Source organism: Cupriavidus sp. SHE, from assembly GCF_000812445.1.
In the GTDB taxonomy this organism is placed as follows: domain Bacteria; phylum Pseudomonadota; class Gammaproteobacteria; order Burkholderiales; family Burkholderiaceae; genus Cupriavidus; species Cupriavidus metallidurans.
This window is the reverse complement of record NZ_JWMB01000069.1, coordinates 55,326-73,305: the sequence shown is the minus strand read 5'-3', so window position 1 is coordinate 73,305 and position 17,980 is coordinate 55,326. Positions and strand designations below refer to the sequence as shown.

The 17,980-nt window shown below is 63.7% G+C and carries 13 protein-coding genes; 8 read left to right on the top strand and 5 right to left on the bottom strand.

All coding sequences use genetic code 11. From position 1 onward, the window contains the following. The first annotated feature begins 221 nt into the window (after positions 1-221). From RN01_RS29235 to RN01_RS29225, 3 genes are all read left to right on the top strand, one after another. Positions 222-875, top strand: a complete 654-nt coding sequence (locus tag RN01_RS29235) for a response regulator transcription factor (protein WP_017514796.1) — start codon at positions 222-224, stop codon at positions 873-875. Between the two features lie 8 nt (positions 876-883). Further along, positions 884-4,354, top strand: coding sequence for a hybrid sensor histidine kinase/response regulator (locus RN01_RS29230; protein ID WP_024570639.1), 3,471 nt, complete (start codon positions 884-886; stop codon positions 4,352-4,354). 190 nt (positions 4,355-4,544) lie between these two features. Continuing rightward, positions 4,545-5,933 carry an MFS transporter gene (locus tag RN01_RS29225; protein WP_017512728.1) on the top strand — a complete coding sequence of 463 codons (1,389 nt, stop codon included), beginning with the start codon at positions 4,545-4,547 and terminating at the stop codon, positions 5,931-5,933. Between the two features lie 55 nt (positions 5,934-5,988). Here the strand turns inward: RN01_RS29225 and RN01_RS29220 are convergent, their stop codons facing one another. From RN01_RS29220 to RN01_RS29210, 3 genes are all read right to left on the bottom strand, one after another. After that, positions 5,989-6,975: a tripartite tricarboxylate transporter substrate binding protein gene (locus tag RN01_RS29220; RefSeq protein WP_008643857.1), complete on the bottom strand. Its 987-nt coding sequence runs from the start codon at positions 6,973-6,975 to the stop codon at positions 5,989-5,991. Between the two features lie 68 nt (positions 6,976-7,043). After that, complete coding sequence (locus RN01_RS29215; RefSeq protein WP_017512730.1) at positions 7,044-7,856, bottom strand: SDR family oxidoreductase; 813 nt, start codon at positions 7,854-7,856, stop codon at positions 7,044-7,046. A gap of 37 nt (positions 7,857-7,893) precedes the next feature. Further along, positions 7,894-8,736: an IclR family transcriptional regulator gene (locus RN01_RS29210; protein ID WP_017512731.1), complete on the bottom strand. Its 843-nt coding sequence runs from the start codon at positions 8,734-8,736 to the stop codon at positions 7,894-7,896. Between the two features lie 309 nt (positions 8,737-9,045). Between RN01_RS29210 and RN01_RS29205 the strand changes: the two genes are divergently transcribed. From RN01_RS29205 to RN01_RS29185, 5 genes are all read left to right on the top strand, one after another. Further along, entirely contained in the window at positions 9,046-9,909 is an 864-nt protein-coding gene (locus tag RN01_RS29205) for a branched-chain amino acid ABC transporter permease (RefSeq protein WP_017512732.1), read from the top strand. Positions 9,910-9,928: 19 nt separating this feature from the next. Further along, positions 9,929-10,957, top strand: a complete 1,029-nt coding sequence (locus RN01_RS29200) for a branched-chain amino acid ABC transporter permease (protein ID WP_017512733.1) — start codon at positions 9,929-9,931, stop codon at positions 10,955-10,957. Next, on the top strand, positions 10,950-11,714 hold the full coding sequence (locus RN01_RS29195; RefSeq protein WP_008643862.1) for an ABC transporter ATP-binding protein: 765 nt from the start codon (positions 10,950-10,952) through the stop codon (positions 11,712-11,714). The genes RN01_RS29200 and RN01_RS29195 overlap by 8 nt, the downstream gene beginning before the upstream one ends. Then, a complete protein-coding gene (locus RN01_RS29190) occupies positions 11,701-12,408 on the top strand; it encodes an ABC transporter ATP-binding protein (protein ID WP_017512734.1) in 708 nt (235 codons plus the stop codon). The genes RN01_RS29195 and RN01_RS29190 overlap by 14 nt, the downstream gene beginning before the upstream one ends. 102 nt (positions 12,409-12,510) lie before the next feature. After that, on the top strand, positions 12,511-13,683 hold the full coding sequence (locus RN01_RS29185) for an ABC transporter substrate-binding protein (protein WP_017512735.1): 1,173 nt from the start codon (positions 12,511-12,513) through the stop codon (positions 13,681-13,683). Positions 13,684-13,895: 212 nt separating this feature from the next. Here RN01_RS29185 and RN01_RS29180 read toward each other — a convergent pair whose 3' ends face one another. Together RN01_RS29180 and RN01_RS29175 are read right to left on the bottom strand one after the other, a co-directional pair. Next, entirely contained in the window at positions 13,896-16,406 is a 2,511-nt protein-coding gene (locus tag RN01_RS29180) for a DUF6600 domain-containing protein (RefSeq protein ID WP_024570637.1), read from the bottom strand. A gap of 188 nt (positions 16,407-16,594) precedes the next feature. After that, positions 16,595-17,920: a bifunctional diguanylate cyclase/phosphodiesterase gene (locus RN01_RS29175; protein ID WP_017512192.1), complete on the bottom strand. Its 1,326-nt coding sequence runs from the start codon at positions 17,918-17,920 to the stop codon at positions 16,595-16,597. Positions 17,921-17,980 lie beyond the last annotated feature (60 nt).

Sequence of the window (17,980 nt, the reverse complement as noted above, 5' to 3'; positions counted from 1 at the left end):
AGCCCCATGACGTTCGAGAAAAACTGGTCCGCAGCTCAGCAACACCGGGCTGCCTAATTCCCTCGGTTATGGGATTCGTGGAACAGGGGCAAGGTCAAACAGGCACGACTATCTCGTGCCGATACGATATAGAGTGCCTTCCCTAATTTTCAGATAGCTAAACCCTCTCACGCAGCGCGTTCGCCCGAATGCGTTGCCTGGCTGCGAAAGGACATTGATGCATGACTGCGAAAACCATTCGGGTGGCGCTGGCGGATGATCATCCGCTCGTCGTTGTCGCTTTGCGAGATTGCCTGCAGCGTACTCCAGGCTTCCAGGTGACATGTGAATGCACCAACGGCAGTGAACTGGTCGACGCCTTGACGCAGAATCCGGTCGACATTGCCGTCACCGACTTCAGCATGGGACATGGCGATACGTCGCTGGACGGATTCAATCTGTTGCGCAAGCTACACAGACGCCATCCGGACACGCGCATCGTGGTGGTCAGCGCCCAGACGAATCCTGGTGTGGTCAGCCGCGCGATGAAGCTCGGCGCGCGTGCGTTCGTCAGCAAGGAAGACGAACTCGACGAGATCGTGCGCGCCTGTATCCATGTCACCGTCAGCAACGGCCACTTCTATTCGCCGTCGATTCGGGCGGTACTGGACAGCGCCACCGCGGCTGCCACGGCCGCCCCCGCCACGGATCTGACATTGCGTGAGCTCGATGTCGTGCGGCTCTATGCGCAGGGCTTCCAGCTCACCGAGATCGCCAACAAGCTCGGGCGGTCGGTGAGCACGATCTCCAGTCAGAAAACCGTTGCCATGCGCAAGCTGAGCGTCCAAACCAATACGGACCTTATCCGCTACGCCTATGAAAACGGTCTGATCTGATCCTTCAAATGCAGCAAATTCTCGATCGCACACAGGAGTCGCTGGCGCAGGCGTTTGCTTCCCTGGCGCGCAACGCAAGACGGCAGCGTCAGCTCTACTACGCCACAGTCGGCCTCCTGATTGCGATCGTCATCGTATCGGCCATCCTGCTCGGCGGACTCGCGGCTGCCAAGCAGCTCGACATCCGGCGCAGTCGTCTTGCCCAGTATGTCAGCGCGATCTCCCTTCAACTGCAGAGCGATGCATCATTCCTGCGCCGAACGACGCTGTCGGTAGCGCATTACCTGAATACACGCAGCGATTCGCCTACAGACGCTGATCTGCTCGAACGCATTCGTCGCACTGGCGTCGCCGTTGCTCCTGATGGCCGCTACACATTGCTGGTACCCCAAAGCACGCAGCAGGCTTGGGGCCGTTCGCTCCCAGAACGCGTCTGGCAATTGCAGCAGATTGCCACCGCTGCGCTGACCACCCGCCTCGCCTTCGAACTCGATAATCCTGCCTATGTGGTCGACGCGAATGCCGAGTACGCGGTCATCCTGACACCGTCTCCGATGTCACTCGATGCGGTACTTCTGATTTCCGAGCAAGCCGACCCTGTGACAGTACTGCGCGACAAACTCGTTCAGGCATTGCAGGCGCAGACTGGCCAGGAACTTCCGCGTAGCGGCGAGCAGGTGTGGATCGGCCCGGTCGAGGATCCGGTGCTGCACTCGCAAGTAATGACATCCGTGGCCGCTACAACGGCAGGCGACGGACACCGACCTGCGCTCATCGCATCGAGTACGCCAGTCAATGCCTTCCTGTCCCAGCTCAAACGCCCGAGCGGTCCGGCCATGCTGCTGTTGCTCAATCGCGCCGAAGACCGCATCGACATCTCCCCGCCGGGAAGCTCACTCGAAGTCGCGGAACGCATTCTCTCGCGCACGCGCCGCCTGCCCCCCGATACACTCCGGCTCGGGAGATCCGGCCTGGTGCTGGTGCAGCCATTGCGCCAGGAATTTGGCTCCCTTGTCTATTTCCTGTCCTACGGCAAGCTATTCAGTTCGATCTACCACGAACTGATCGCCATCGGCTCCCTGAGCATGATGTTGATCATCGCGATCGTGATATCCGCACGCTACCTGGACGTTCATTTGCTGCGGCACGGTCAGGCCGAAGCCACTCGTGCACTCGAGAACGAAACGATCAACCATATCCTCGTCAATGCCACGCCGATCGGGCTTTGCATTGTCTGCCAGCAGGACCACATCATCGTGACCTCGAACCTGGTTGCCGACACGTTGCTCGGATTCAGCCGCGGAGCGACCATGCCAGCCCGCATCATCGACGCCCTGCGCCAACGCCCCTCTCGGGCTTTCAGCGACGCGTTCGGGCCAATTGCGCAGATCAGGGTACCCGGGTGCGCCCATGCCGATGCCGCCCAGCAGGGCAATTCCACGACAGAAGCCGCACCCGCATCGAAGCCACAGTTTCTGCAGATTACATCTGCCCCCGCCAAGTACCGGGGAGAGTGCGTACTCTTCTGCGCCATTCAGGACGTCACAGCACAACAACAGCTCGAACAGGAGCTTCGCTCAGCCCAGCAAGCGACAGAAGCCATGATGCGTGCGCGATCGAATTTCTTTGCCGCGATGAGCCATGAGATCCGCACACCACTGCATGCCCTCCTGGGCAATCTCGAGCTGCTCGGGCGCACCCCCGGCCTCGAGGCACACGCAACCCGGCTGCGCGCATTGCAGTCGTCCTCCGAAGGGTTGCGCGGCATCGTCAACGATATTCTTGATTTCTCGAAGATAGATGCTGGCGAGATGAAGCTAGTCTCCGCGCCTTTCAATCCGCTCGACGAGCTTGAAAGTCTTTCCCTTTCCTGCGCGCCCATGGTGACGGATCGACCGATCCGCTTCTACGCCCACCTTTCGCCGACCCTGAATACGCTTCTGAGGGGCGACCGCATGAGGCTGGCGCAGATCATCAACAATCTGCTTGGCAATGCGTTCAAGTTCACGGCGAGCGGGAAGATCACCCTTAGTGCGGAGATTTCTCGAGATGCACAAGGACTGGCGACGCTTGTCTGCCGGGTGCGGGACACCGGGGACGGCATGTCTCAGGCGCTGGCTTCCCGTGTGTTCCAACCCTTTGTGCAAGGGGAGACCAGCACCACGGCGCATTACAGCGGCACTGGACTCGGCCTCTCCATCTGCGCCCGACTTAGCGAGCTGATGGGCGGACACATCAGCGTTGAAAGCGTGGAGGGCGTGGGTAGTGCCTTCACCGTGGTCATTCCGTTCGCCGAGCCCGCGGCAACGGCCCCTTCACATGGGCTGACGATGCTCGGTGGCATGGTCATGGTGCTGTGCCAGGAAACGGAGTCTGGCGCCACGCTGGAAGAGTGGCTGACAAGAGTCGGTTGCCAGGTGCACGTACTGCCAGCCAGTTGCGCCGCCCACACGTGGCTGTGTACCAGCCACCCCCAGATCATGGTTGTGACCGGAGAGTATGGGCTCGACACAATCAGATCACTGCGAACCATTTGCCCGGCAAACGCCGTGTGGATCACGCGCAATGGGCCGGATCGCCCAGCAGAGCTGGAATCGGGGATCTTCGAGGTTTCCGCATACAGCCACGCCGCCCTCCTGGCCGGCGTCAAGGCCGCATTGATCGGGCCACCGCGACTGATCGAGACAACGAACGGAACCGCCGACGCAATTGGAAACGCGCGGCCCGAAGCGGCTCCCAACTCGCCCCATCAGCACGGCACGGTTCTGGTTGCCGAAGACAACCCACTGAACCGCATGCTGATTGCCGAGCAACTCGAGACGATTGGCTGGGCGTCGATCGTGGTCAACGATGGGCGCCAGGCACTCGCGGTGCTCGATCAGCGAGTTGTCGACATCGTGCTGACCGACATCCAGATGCCGGTAATGAACGGATATGAACTGCTATCTGCAATCAAGGCCAAAAGGCCGCCGCTGCCCGTTTTCGCATTCAGCGCGGTTACGCACACCGGTCAAGCATCTGACTGGCAAGCGCGCGGATTCGACGGCTACATTGCCAAGCCCGTGTCGCTGGCGGAGCTAGAACACGCCTTGCACGGCGTGTCCTCGCAACCGGCCGTGGATGCCACGCGCTCCACGCCCGCCTCCACCGGCAGCCCCGCCGATATCGTCGCGGCGGCGGATCGCGAGCGCTACCTGGCGCTGCTGCGCGAACACCTGCAAACGGACGAGCCCAAGCTTGCCGGCATCCTGCTCAGCCGCAATACCCAGGCGTTGGGCCAATGGGCTCATCGTTGCGCGGGGGCATTCCTGATCGTCGGCGCAACCACCATCGTCAAGCTCTGTCGAGCCGTAGAGCGGCTCTGCGATGACGGCAACGGGTGGTCGCCCCCTCTGGAAACAGAAGCCAGAGCATTGCAGGCTGCGGTGCATGACTTCCGTGCCAGCCCGGATCAGCCCGAGGAAACGTCAACTACTTGATCCGGCTGCGCAGGAAAGCGTTGTCACGTAGCCGCATGACACTCTGCCAGAGATTTCCAGATTTGCGCTGCATGGCCTGACAGGACGATAATGGCGGGGCCGTTCTCTTCCAAATCCAGGGCGCCAAAAGCGGTCTGACGGGGTCTCCGGGCCCGGAATGGCAAGCCCAAGCCGCTCTCCGCCCCGTTCCATGCAGCCCCATCAAGGACTCCCCTATCCCCAGCGCGTCTGGGCAATCCTGACCGTCTTCTGCGGTCTCATCATGGCCGTGCTCGATGGCTCGATCGCCAATATCGCGTTGCCATCGATCTCCCGTGAGCTGAACGCCGAAGCCGCCAGCACGATCTGGGTCGTCAACGCCTACCAGTTGACCGTTACCGTCTGCCTGTTGCCGTTGTCGTCACTGGGCGACATCCTCGGCTACAAGCGTGTGTACCGGACAGGGCTGGCAATCTTCCTCATCGGATCGCTGATCGCCGCATGCGCGGTGAACCTGCCGATGCTGGTGGCGGCCCGCGTCATCCAGGGCATCGGCGGCGCCGGAATCATGAGTGTCAATACCGCGCTCGTGCGATTCATCTATCCGCCGACCAAGCTCGGACGCGGTATCGGACTCAACGCGCTGGTGGTTGGCGTGACGATCGCCGTTGGCCCGTCACTCGGCGCGCTGATCCTTGGCATCAGCAGCTGGCAGTGGTTGTTCGCGGTGAATGTACCGGTGGCCATCGTCGCGCTGTGGATCTCGCGCTGGGCGCTGCCTGATACACCGGCCCAGCCGCGCACGTTCGACTATCCCAGCGCCGTGCTGTCCGCAGTGGTCTTCGGCATGTTTATCCTCGGCGTCGACAGCATGGGCCACGCAACACTGCGCGTCGTTGGCGCGATCGGGATTGCGTTGGCCATCGTCCTTGGCTGGCTGCTGGTACGTCGGCAACGCGGACGTCCGGCGCCGCTGGTACCGGTCGATCTGTTCGCGAGCCGCGCCTTCACGCTGGCTGTCGGCACATCGTTCTGCTCGTTCATGACGCAGATGCTCGCGTTCGTAGCCTTGCCGTTCTATCTCGAGTATCAGCTTGGACGCAGCCTGCAGGAAACGGGCTTGCTGATCACCCCCTGGCCGCTGATGGTCGCCTTGATGGCAGCGCTGTCCGGCAGGCTGTCGGACCGCTATCCGGCCAGCATTCTGGCAGGCGCGGGCCTGATCATGCTGACTACCGGTCTGATTGGCCTGGCCTTGCTCTCGCCAACCGCCAGCAGCTTCGATATCGCCTGGCGCACCGCGCTGTGCGGTATCGGCTTCGGCTTCTTCCAGTCCCCGAACAACCGGGCGATGATCGGCGCCACGCCACGTGAGCGAAGCGGCGGTGCCAGCGGTGCTCAGGCAACGACGCGTCTGCTGGGACAGACCACGGGAACCGCAGTGGTCGCGCTGCTGTTCAGCCTAGACAACACTGGTGCGGCGAGAACCGCGCTCTTCGCCGCCGCCTGCGTGGCGGCGATCGGCGCAATCATCAGCTTCAGCCGGCTGCGCGACGCCCAGCCCGCACCGACCGAAGGCGCGGCCGAGCCGGACGCCTGACTACCCAAGGGCCAGGACTCGCGAGAGCCCCGGCCCTTGCCGGGAAGATGCGGTATTAGTCCGCCTTCGCGCCAGAATCCTTCACGACCTTCGCCCACTTGGCGATCTCGCTGCGCTGATACTCAGCCAGCTTCTCAGGCGTCCCGAGAACCGGATCGAGACCCAACGTCTTGAGCTTTGCCTGCACGTCGGGCTGCGTGAAGATGCGGTTCATCTCGGCGTTCAGCTTGACCACGATCTCTTTCGGCGTATGTGCCGGCACGAAGACCGCGAACCACGATGTTGCCTCGTAACCGGGCAGGCCCTGCTCGGCGATGGTCGGGATGTCCGGTGCGGAGGCCGAACGATGCGCACTGGTCACGCCCAGCGCGCGCAGCTTGCCCTCCTTCACCACCGGCAGCGCGGACGGCAGGTTGTCGAACATCATCGTGATGTGACCGCCCAGCAAGTCCGGAATGGCCATCGCCCGCCCCTTGTATGGAACATGCTCGATTTTCGTTCCCGCCATCGTGTTGAACAGTTCGCCCGCCACGTGCAAGGACGTACCGATACCCGGCGTGCCAAACGTCAACTGCCCCGGCTTGGCCTTGGCCAGCGCAATCAGTTCCTGCACGTTCTTCGCGGGCACGGACGGATGCACGACCAGCACGTTCGGCGTGGACGCCAACAGGATCACGGGCGTGAAGTCCTTGACCATGTCATAGGGCATCTTGCTGTACAGCGCGCCATTGATCGAATGCGTGCCGACCGTGCCCAGCGCCAGCGTGTAACCATCGGGCGCCGAGCGGGCCACCGTCTCCGCGCCGATATTGCCGCCCGCGCCCGGCTTGTTGTCAACGATAACGGGCTGCCCCAGCGAGAACTTCTCGGAAAAAATCCGCGCAAGAATGTCCGGCGCACCACCGCTCGGAAAGCCGACCACCATGCGGATCGGCTTGGCCGGATAGGCATCGTTGGCCTGCGCGGCGGGAATCGCCGCTAACGAGGCCGCGGCAGCCAGCATCGCCACGACATGGCGACGCGTGAACATTCGTACATACATGGATCTGTCTCCTGATTCTCCGGGCTTTTCGCCTCTGGATATGGGATAGGCCCGCGCTGGGCCCTGAGTTAAACGACGATGTTGCCAAACTCCTTGGTGACCTGGTCGTGCAGCCGACGCATGCCACGCAGCCACCGATCGTAGTCTTGCCCCTTGCGACGGTAGTACTCCAACACCTCGGGGTGCGGCAGGATCAGGAAGCTCTCGTTGGCGACGCCTTCGAGCGTCTTCTCAGCCACGTGCTCGGCCGTGACCGAACCAGCCTGCAGGAAGCCCTTGCGCTCGCCGCCCTCGCCGAACAGCATCTTCGTCTGCACACCCTGCGGGCAGATGCAACTCACCTTGATGCCGCGGTCGCCGTAGGTGATCGACAGCCATTCGGCAAAGCCGATCGCCGCGTGCTTGGTCACGGCATAAGGCGCCGATCCGATCTGCGAGAGCAGACCCGCAGCCGAGACCGTGTTCACGAAGTACCCATCGCCACGTTCGAGCATCTGCGGCAGCACAGCCTTGGCCGCGTGGATATGCGCCATGACGTTGATTTCCCAGATGCGCTGCCATTCGTCCGCGGTGGCATCGAGACCCTTGCGCAGGATGATGCCGGCGTTCGAGCAGAACACGTCCACCTGACCGAAACGCTGCGTGGCAGTGTCGACCAGATTCTGCACGGCTTCGGCATTCGCCACGTCCACGCGTTGCGAGAAGATCTGGCAGTCCGGCGCGGCCGCCACGGCCTCGGCAGCCACCTGCGACGCGCCGGCCTCGTCGATATCCGCCACAGCGATGCCGCGTGCGCCGGCACGGGCAAACGCCAGCACCAGGGCGCGTCCAATACCGGTGCCGCCACCGGTCACGATTACGGTCTTGTTGCGAACTTCCATGCATGCCTCCAAGGTTCGATGTCTGCGATGAATAAGATCAGGCTGGCCGCCAGAGTCTTGCCGCGAGCGCGTCCGCCAACTCGCGAATGCGGGGGCCAAGATTGCCTTCGAGAATTTCGGGCGAGAGCCGCGTGGACGCCCCGCCGATGTTGATCGACAGCACTTCCGAGCCATCCGCCAGACTCACCGGCGCGGCGGCGCCACTCACCGAACGGTCCCACTCGGCGTGCGCCATGCAGAAGCCACGTCGCGCGTGTTCGCGCAGCCCACGCTCAAGCTTGGTACGGATGGATGCCCAACGCGCCCCGTGGTGACGCTCGAGTTCGGCGAACACCGCGCCTCGCCGATCGGATGTCAGGCCCGCCAGCCACGCCTTGCCGATGGCCGATGTCGCCATCGGCAGCCGCGAGCCAGGCGTGAGCCTCATCACCAACGCACCACGCGGCTGGCACACCTCGAGATACACCATGTCGTGACGATCCGGCGCCGCCAGCGCCACCGTACAGCCAGTGGCAAACGCCAGAGACTGCATCAGCGGCTGCGCGATATCGCGAATGCCGGCCCCCGAGAGATAGCGCTGCGCGGGCAGCATCGCCGCCTGGCCAATGCGGTACTTCTCCTGGGCCTCGACGTACACGAGGTACCCGAGGCTGGCCAGCGTGTACGTCAGGCGCGACACGGTTGGTCGGGGGATGCCGGTACGACGAGACAACTCCGCATTGCCAAGGAAGTCATCGTCCGGTCCGAACGCACGCAGCAACTCCACGCCGCGGGCCAGCGCCGTGACGAAATTCCGATCCCCGTCCTCAGCGGGACGCGCGGCATCGGCCGATACCAGGGCGGTATCGGCGGGCATCGGAATCGAGGTTGTGCGCTTCATTTCGACTTCATATCAGTTTCCGGCAAGGAACGACCGCGCTATGCGCGGAAAGAATTGCGGTCATACACACGGCAAGTAAGGCAAGGCCCGCCCCGGGGGCCACTTGCACACTGAAATCAGGGATAACGCGGAGGTTCTGAAAGGCTTCTGCAAGCCCATATTTCGCACAGCGGAATACTACGTCCGATCGCTTGACGCTACTTAAAACGCTATGCAACAGTCGCCAAAAAAGAACGACCGTGCGAGAACGTCACGGCGTCAACAGACAGTGTCGGTACAAACCCCTGTATCGGCGCAAGGAGACGGTTCATGGCATTGTTTTTTCAGCAGTTTCTCAATGGCCTGACTTTGGGCGGCGTCTATAGCCTGGTCGCACTCGGACTGACCCTGGTCTACGGCATCTTGCACGTACCAAACTTCGCGCACGGCGCGTTCTACATGGCCGGTGCGTATGTGTCGTACTACGCCATGACCACGCTGGGCATGAATTACTGGCTGGCCATGCTTGCGGCGGCCGTCGTGGTGGCGGTGCTGTCGATGCTGGCGGACCGCCTGGTCTTTTATCCGCTGCGCCATGCGCCCGAGATTCACGACATGATCGCCGCCATCGGCATCCTGCTGTTTCTCGAAGCCGGCGCGCAGGCGCTGTGGGGGGCCGACTTCCACCGCATGCCCACCCCATATGGACAGATGGTCGAGATCTTCGGCCTGACCGCTCCACTGCAACGGCTGTTGATCATCGTCGCGGCGTTCGGCCTGATGGTGCTGCTGCACCTGTTCCTGACGCGCACGGTCACGGGTTCGACAATCGTCGCCATGGCGCAGAACCGCGAAGGCGCCGCGCTGGTCGGTATCGACGCCATGCGCGTGACACTGCTTGTGTTCGCGATCTCTGGCGCGCTGGCCGCCATCGCCGCCACGCTCTACGCGCCGATCAACCTGGTCTATCCGAGCATGGGCAACCTGGTCATCACCAAGGCGTTCGTGATCATCATCCTCGGCGGCATGGGCAGCATCCCCGGCGCGATCGTGGGCGGGCTGATCATCGGCATGGCCGAAAGCTTCGGTGGCTTCTACATCTCCACCGACTACAAGGACATCATCGCCTTCCTGCTGCTTGTGATCATCCTGTCGGTGCGTCCGCAGGGCCTGTTCGCTGGCAAGACCGCCTGACAGGAACCAGGAGACCACCATGAAATCAATGCAAGGCAAAATCGCCTGGACGCTGTTGTTCGTTGCGGCCATCGTGTTCCCGCTGGCCGTCCCCAACAGCTACTACCTGACGGTGATGACACTGGCCTTCATCATGGCCCTCGCCACGCTCGGGCTGAACCTGCTGACCGGATACACGGGCCAGCTCAATCTCGCGCATGGTGGCTTCATGGCCATCGGCGCCTACACGCTGGGCATCCTGACCGTCGATCATCAGATGCCGTACTGGCTCGCGTTCGCGCTGTCCGGCGTGGTCTGCATGGTGCTGGGTTATGTCGTCGGCACGGTGTCGCTGCGCCTGAAGGGGCACTACTTCTCGATCTTCACGATGTGCGTGGGCTACATCATCTATCTGCTGATCGAGAAATGGGAGAGCCTGACCCACGGTGCGGTGGGCCTGATCGGCATCCCGGTCCCGGCTTCGATCGGTCCAATCGCCTTCGACAGCGTGCAGGCGCAGTACTACCTGGTGCTGGTCTTCCTGGCCCTGGGCACATTCGTCATGCATCGCATCGTCAGCTCGCTGGTCGGCCGCAGCTTCATGGCCGTGCGTAACAGCGATGCTCTCGCGGAAGCGCTCGGCATCAACCTGATGCGCGCCAAGGTCCTGTCGTTCGTGCTCTCCGTGGGCTACGCCGGATTTGCCGGCGCGCTCTATGCCGGCCAGGTACGCTTCCTGGGTCCGGACATCGCCCGCACCGACATCACGTTCGACATGGTCATGGCGATGCTGGTCGGCGGCACGGGCACGCTGCTCGGTCCGCTGCTTGGTTCGCTGCTGGTACCGTGGGTCACGCAGACCCTGCAGTTCCTGCAGGACTACCGGATGCTCGTGTTCGGTCCGGTGCTGATCCTGCTGATCATCTTCGTGCCGGATGGCATCGTCGGTTCGTTCCTGAAGCGGCAAGTCCGCCGAGCCGCCGCCGCGCGCCGTGGGCAGATGGCCGCCCCGCGCCCGACGCAAACCACGTCCGTCCCGACCACCCGCCCCGGAGCCGAGAATGCTTGAGATCCGCAATCTGACCAAGAAATTTGGCGGCCTGACCGCGGTGCACGATGTGTCCGTAACGTTTGAGACCGGCCATATCAACGCGATCATCGGTCCCAATGGCGCCGGCAAGACGACGTTCTTCAATCTGATCGCTGGCACCCACGCGCCGACATCGGGCCAGATCCTGCTCAAGGGACAGGACGTCGCCGGACTGCGCGCGGACCAGATCGCCCGCCTGGGCGTGGCGCGCACGTTCCAGGCCACCTCGCTGTTCGACCGCGCGACCGTGCTCGACAACCTGATCGTCGGCCATCGGCTGCGCACAAAGTCCGGGCTGGCCGACGTGCTGTTCAACACGCGCCGCCTGCGCGAAGAAGAGAAGCTGTGTCGGGAGAAGGCCGAGGCCGCGCTCGATTTCGTCGGGCTGTCACACCTGGCGCATGAACTGGCTGCCGATATCACCCAGGAAGCGCGCAAGCGCGTGGCGTTCGCGCTGGCGCTGGCCACTGACCCGGATCTGCTGCTGCTCGACGAACCTGCCGGTGGCGTGAACCCGGAGGAGACGGTCGGCCTTGCCGAACTGATCCGCAAGATGGTCCGGCACGGCAAGACCGTCTGCCTGATCGAACACAAGATGGACATGATCATGCGACTGGCCGACAAGATCATGGTGCTCAACTACGGCGAAAAGATTGCCGAAGGCACGCCGGCGCAGATCCAGCAAGATCCGCACGTCATTGAAGCCTACCTGGGAGCCGACCATGTTGCAGCTTGATCGCGTCTCGCTGTCGTACGGCAGCTTCCGCGCCCTGGACAATATCTCGCTGCACGCAGGCGCCGGAGAACTCGTGGTACTGCTTGGCGCGAACGGCGCGGGCAAGAGCTCCATCTTTCTCGCAATGAGCGGCATCCATCGCATCAGCGGCGGCAGCATGCGTTTCGATGGTCGCGAGCTTGGCGGGATGAAGCCGTCGCAAATCGTGCAGTCGGGACTCGTGCACTGCCCAGAGGGCCGCAAGCTGTTCCCCGCAATGAGCGTCGAGAAGAACCTGACGCTTGGCGCCTATGTGCATCGCCGTGACCGGGCCGGCATCCGCAAGACGCTCGAAGAGGTCTACGAGATGTTCCCGATCCTGCTCCAGAAGAAGGACGATCCCGCGGGATCGCTGTCTGGCGGGCAACAGCAAATGGTGGCACTAGGCCGCGCGCTGATGAGCCGCCCGCGCGCGCTGCTGCTCGACGAGCCGTCGCTGGGTCTTGCACCGCTGGTGGTCAAGCAGATGTTCGAGATCATCCAGCGCATCAATCGCGCTGGCACCACCGTACTGCTCGCGGAACAGAACGCTTATGCGGCGCTCGGCATCGCCCATCGCGCCTACGTGATCGAGAACGGTCACATCGTGATGGAAGGTGATCGCGATACGCTGCTGAAGGATGAGGGGATCAGGAAGGCGTACATCGGCGGGTAATTCGATTCGCCGAACCGAGTGGATGCACCCTTCTCTCACTCGCGGGAAAAGGGCGATAAGGGCGTAGAGAACAAGCGCAGTCAATACTCAAAGGAGACAGCAATGCAGTACAAGACATTGGGTCGTTTCTTCCCGCTGGCCGCATGCGCGGTGGCGGCATTGGTCGCATCGGCACCGGCACTGGCGCAGGAAGTGGTCAAGATCGGCTACACCGGTCCGCTGTCGGGCGGCGCGGCGCTCTACGGCAAGAACGTGCTGTCTGGCATCCAGATGGCTGTCGACGAGATCAACGCCAGCGGCCTCGAGGTCAAGGGCAAGAAGATCAAGCTGGAAGTCGTCTCGCTCGACGACAAGTACGCGCCTGCCGAAGCCGCGATCAATGCGCGTCGCCTGGTGCAGCAGTACAAGACCCCGGCGGTGTTCGTACCCCACTCGGGCGGCATCTTCGCGCTGCAGGCCTTCAATGAACAGGAAAAGTTCATGGTGATGGCGTACTCGAGCGTGCCGCGCATCACCGACGCCGGCAACAAGCTGACGATCCGCATCCCGCCGGCATACACCGGCTACATCGAGCCATTCGTCAAGGCGCAGATGAAGCGCTTTGGCAAGAACGTGGCGCTGGTACCTGCCGACCATGACTACGCCAAGGCCTGGGTGCAAGCGTTCGTGCCGGCCTGGGAAGGCGCGGGCGGCAAGGTGGTAGGCAACAATCCGATGTCGTACACCAAGGCCACCGACTTCTACACTGGCGTTTCGCGCGCCATCGCCGACAAACCCGACGTGATGTTCGTCGGCGGCCCGTCGGAGCCGACCGCGCTGGTGGTCAAGCAGGCACGCGAGCTTGGCTTCAAGGGCGGCTTCATCATCATGGACCAGGCCAAGATGGATGAAATGGCCAAGGTCACGAACGGTCTGGCCATGCTCGAAGGCTCGATCGGCGTGATGCCGCTGGTCAACGACGCACGTCCGGTGGCACAGGCCTATAACGCCCGCTACAAGAAGCTGCACGACGGTCGCGATGCCACCACGGAAATGTCGCTGAACTACACGATGACCTGGGCGCTGGCCAACGCCATGAAGCTGGCCGGCACCACCAGCGACGCAGCGGCCATCCGCGCGAAGATGCCCGAGGCGGTCAAGACGCTGCCGAAGGATGTCAATCCGAACGAGGTGGAAGGCATCGACGCCAAGGGCGGCTCCATGGCCGATACCGTGGTTGGCTGGGTGCAGAACGGCAAGATCGCGCCGGTACGCCTGTCGGAACTGGGCAAGTAAGCAGCCCGCCGGAGAGAGAGAGAGAGAGAGAGAGAGAGACGACGGAGGAGTGGGACCCTGCTGGCGGGCAAGCCAGCGCCATAACTAGAATCGCAAGTGGAGAGAAAGCAAAGGGCGTCCGATGATTCGGACGCCCTTTGTCTTTCAAGAGGTGCAGTTGGACATCCGCCCCCTAACCCGCTAGCTGGCGAGGGTGGAACACCACGGGCTCATCAACGACCGTCGTTATGTGCCTGTTCCTCGCGGCTCTGACGCGCGCGATCCTGCTGCGCCCGTTGTTGCTGCTGCTGTTGCTGCTGTTGTTGCTGCTGTTGTTGCTGCTGCTGGATCTGGCGCTGGCGGTCCTGCTGTTGGCGCTGTTGCTCCTGCATCTGCCGTTGCTGCTCCTGTACCTGCCGCTGTTGTTCCTGCGCCTGGCGCTGCTGATCCACCTGCTGCCGCTGCATGGCCTGCTGACGCTGCTGCTCGAATTGCTGGCGCTGTTGCTCCTGGAGCTGGCGTGCCTGTTCGAGCTGCTGTTGCTGCCGCTGCTGCACCTGCCGTTGTTGATCCATCTGCTGGCGTTCTTGCGCTTGCCGCTGCTGGTCCATCTGCTGCTGCCGCTGCTGCGCCTGCCGCTGTTGATCCATTTGCTGGCGGTCTTGCGCTTGCCGCTGCTGGTCCATCTGCTGACGCTGCTGCGCCTGCCGTTGTTGATCCATCTGCTGACGTTCTTGCGCCTGCCGTTGTTGATCCATCTGCTGACGTTCTTGCGCTTGCCGCTGCTGATCCATCTGCTGACGCTCTTGCGCCTGCCGCTGCTGGTCCACCTGCTGACGCTGTTGCGACTGCCGTTGCTGGTCCATCTGCTGGCGTTCTTGCGCCTGCCGCTGCTGATCGAGTTGCTGCCGCTGCTGGTCCTGCGCCTGTCGCTGCAGCGCCTGCTGCTGACGCTGCTGGAAATCCGCCGACTGCCGCTGGCGTTCTTCCGTCTGGCGTTGCTGGTCGAACTGCTGACGCTGGATCGCCTGCTCCTGTCGTTGGGACTCCTGCGGCAGACCACGCATCTGGTCCGGCCGCGGCGCGAAGCCGCGACCGCTCTGGGCCGCCTGGCTGACGCGCACATCGGGTTGCCACGGCATTGCCTGGGCTGGCTGCCCACCCCGGCGCGAACCCTGTTGCGGCCGCGCTTCCTGCGTCGGCCCCCGCCATGCCGGCCCGGCACCCGCCGTGCCGCCTTCGCGCGCGAAGCGGTTTGCCAGTTCGTCGGGCCCCACACGACCAGGCTGACGCGCGGCGATCGCCTGCCGCTCAAACCCCGCGCGCGCCATCGGCGGCAGCCCGCGCGGCGGGGCCGCGCCAATCAGGCTGGTCTTGACCGGCGCCATCGGCGGCGCGCCAAAGTTGCCCTCACCAGCGGGCAGATGCCGCCACTCGTCGCGCGTACGGGCACGCGGCACCGGCCGGCCTTCCACGAAGCTGCGAGACGACATGCCAGAGATCGCGCCAGGTACCTCGCGGTTGTTCCAGCGATCCCGATCGCCACGGGCGATAAAGTTGTTGTTGATCGTGACGTTGTTGATGCGCGTGATATAGGTCGGACTGGCGCGGTAGATCGGCCGATACACATCGCGCGGACCCAACGGATACCAGGCCACCCCCGGCCCGCCGCCGATGCTGATCGTCGCGCTCACACCACCAACGAATCCGACCACGGCCGGCGCATAGTAAGGCCGCACCGCGATCGGCCCCGGCACCCATCCCCACCGGTTGCCAAAGTAGGCCCAGCGCCCGTAGTGAGAAGGCGCGAAGCCCCACGGCGCGTCGTCGACCCAGGTCCAGCCCCAGGGCGCTACCCAGGCCCAGTAGCCCGAACTATAGGGCGCCCAACCAGTTGGCTCGGCGCGAGGAAACCACACCGCGCCATAGCCCGGGTCCTGCTGCCAGTCGCCATAGTCGTCCAGCGCGGTATAGCCCGTCATATCGCGCGGCACATAACGCGCCGATACGGACTCGTCCTCGCGCGCGTCGCGCGCGGCCGTCCACTGGTCGAAGCTGTCGGGTCCACCGGCGTTGCCCGGCCCGGCATCCGAGAGATCGGCGCCGGCAAAGCGCATCCGCTGCCCACGGCTCATTTCGATCGAACGCGTGTCGCCATAAAGCACGGCGGTGCCATGACGGATCGACACCTGCGTCGTGGTGCCGTCGGGGGAAACATCGAGCCGGTAGTCGCCCGGCTCACGTGGCACGAACGCCAGGTTGGGTGTATCAATCTCCACTTGCTGATCGGGTGGCAGCGCGCGCACGCGCAACTGGAGCGTGCCTTGCGTCAGTTTTACCTGCGTGGTGTGATCGTCGAGGTTCAGCACCCCTGCGGCGGTGCCGCCACCCAGTCGGATCGCAGTGGCGCCGGCGTGAAGTTCCGCACGGCCGCCCGGATCGACCCAGACCCGGTCGCCAGTGGTCACTGGCCGATTCAGGCCAATCGCAGCCCATTCGTCGGAGCCCGCCGGAGCAAAACTGAGGCCGCCCGCCGCATCAGTCACCGTGGCGATGCGCGAGGAAGGGTCCGCCGACTGCGCAGTTTCCGGGCCGACGGGCATCCCGGCCCCGCCTTGCCCCTGCTCCACGTAGCCGGGAGGCATGTTCGGGTTGTAGCCCTGAGCGCCGGCCGGTGCCTGCGCGAGCAGCGCGGCCAGGCCGAACGCCACGGGCGCCAGCGCGAATCTTGTATGGGATTGCATATGTGTTACCTGAGTCCGGTGGGCCACCGCGCCCACGCGCGGCCGCCATCGTGGCGACCTGTCAGTGCCACCCTACATCTGATAACGATGCAGTGTTCTACCTGTGTACCGGACTTTGTAAGTACATATTTCCCCGCAGCCCGGCCGGGCGATGGGGGATAAAGGTGGAAACAAATCCGTCGCCGGTGTCAGCGCGGCTGGCGGCGGAGGTGCTCTGTCAGGAGGTCAGCGGACATCGGGCGCCCATAGAGATAGCCCTGCGCCTCGACGCATCCGTTGGCCAGCAGGAATTCTCGCTGGGCGTTGTTTTCCACCCCTTCGGCGACCACGCCGATGCGCAGGCTCTGCCCAACGTTGATGACCGAACGCACGATCGCCGCATCGACACTGTCTTGCGTGACGTTGCGAATAAACGACTGATCGATCTTGAGCCGGTCCACAGGAAAGGACTTCAGGAAGCTCAGTGATGCATAGCCGGTGCCAAAATCGTCGCAGGTCAGTGTCACGCCATCGCGGCGCAGCGCCTGGAGTTGGCCCGACACCTCATCGCCCTGCTGCAGCGCGATGGTCTCGGTGATCTCGATCTCCAGCCGGTCGGGCGGCAGCTCAAGCGCCCGCAGCACATGGCGGACCTCGGTCAGCAACCGGCTTTCGGACAACTGGGCGGCAAACAGGTTGATCGCCACCCGGGGGGCGTCGGGAAATGTCAGCGACCACGCCCGCGCCTGCGCGCAAGCCGTGTGCAGCAGCCACATGCCGACGTCCGCCGCCACGCTGCTCGCGGCCAGGGCGTCGATAAACGCGGCCGGGGCGAGCAGGCCCAGCGTCGGATGCCGCCAGCGCATCAGTGCCTCCGCGCCCAGCACGCGGCCATCCCGCAGATCCACCTGCGGCTGGTACAGCAGTTCGAACTGCCGTTGGGCATAGGCTTCCCGCAAGGCCTGGACGAGCGACAGTCGCGTCATCACATCCGTGCGCATCTGCGGCTTGAAGAAGCGGATGGTGCGCCCGCCATCGTGCTTGGCCCGGGCCAGCGCCAGGCTAGCGGCAGCCAGCACGTCGGAAGTGGTATCCCCGCCGGTCGGCATCACGCACGCGCCCAGGCTGGCCAGCACATGGTGGCGGCGGCCGTTGAGTTCGTGGGGGGCAGACAGCATCGACAGGATGGCGGCGCTCACGTGCCGCACCAGTGTCGGGTCCGAGATGGAGGTCAGCAGCACGGCGAACTCGTCGCCGCCCACGCGGCCAACCACGGCGTCGCGCGGCGCGGCATCGCGCAGTCGGCGGGCAACCTGCAGGAGGATTGCATCGCCCTCCATGTGGCCATGCATGTCGTTGAACGCGCGGAAATCGTCGATGCCAACCAGCAACAGGGAAAAGCGGGGCGTCGCCTCGCTATGCAGGCGCGTTTCCAGCCGATTCAAGAATGCCTGGCGAGCGACCACGCCGGTCAGCGGATCAACATCCGCCGGCGGCAAGGCACCAGTCGCCTGCGCCTCCGACTTGGCCACCATCCCTGCCCTATCTGTTGTGATGAACATGTTCCCTGCTCAAGCTATTTGGCAAGTGTGACG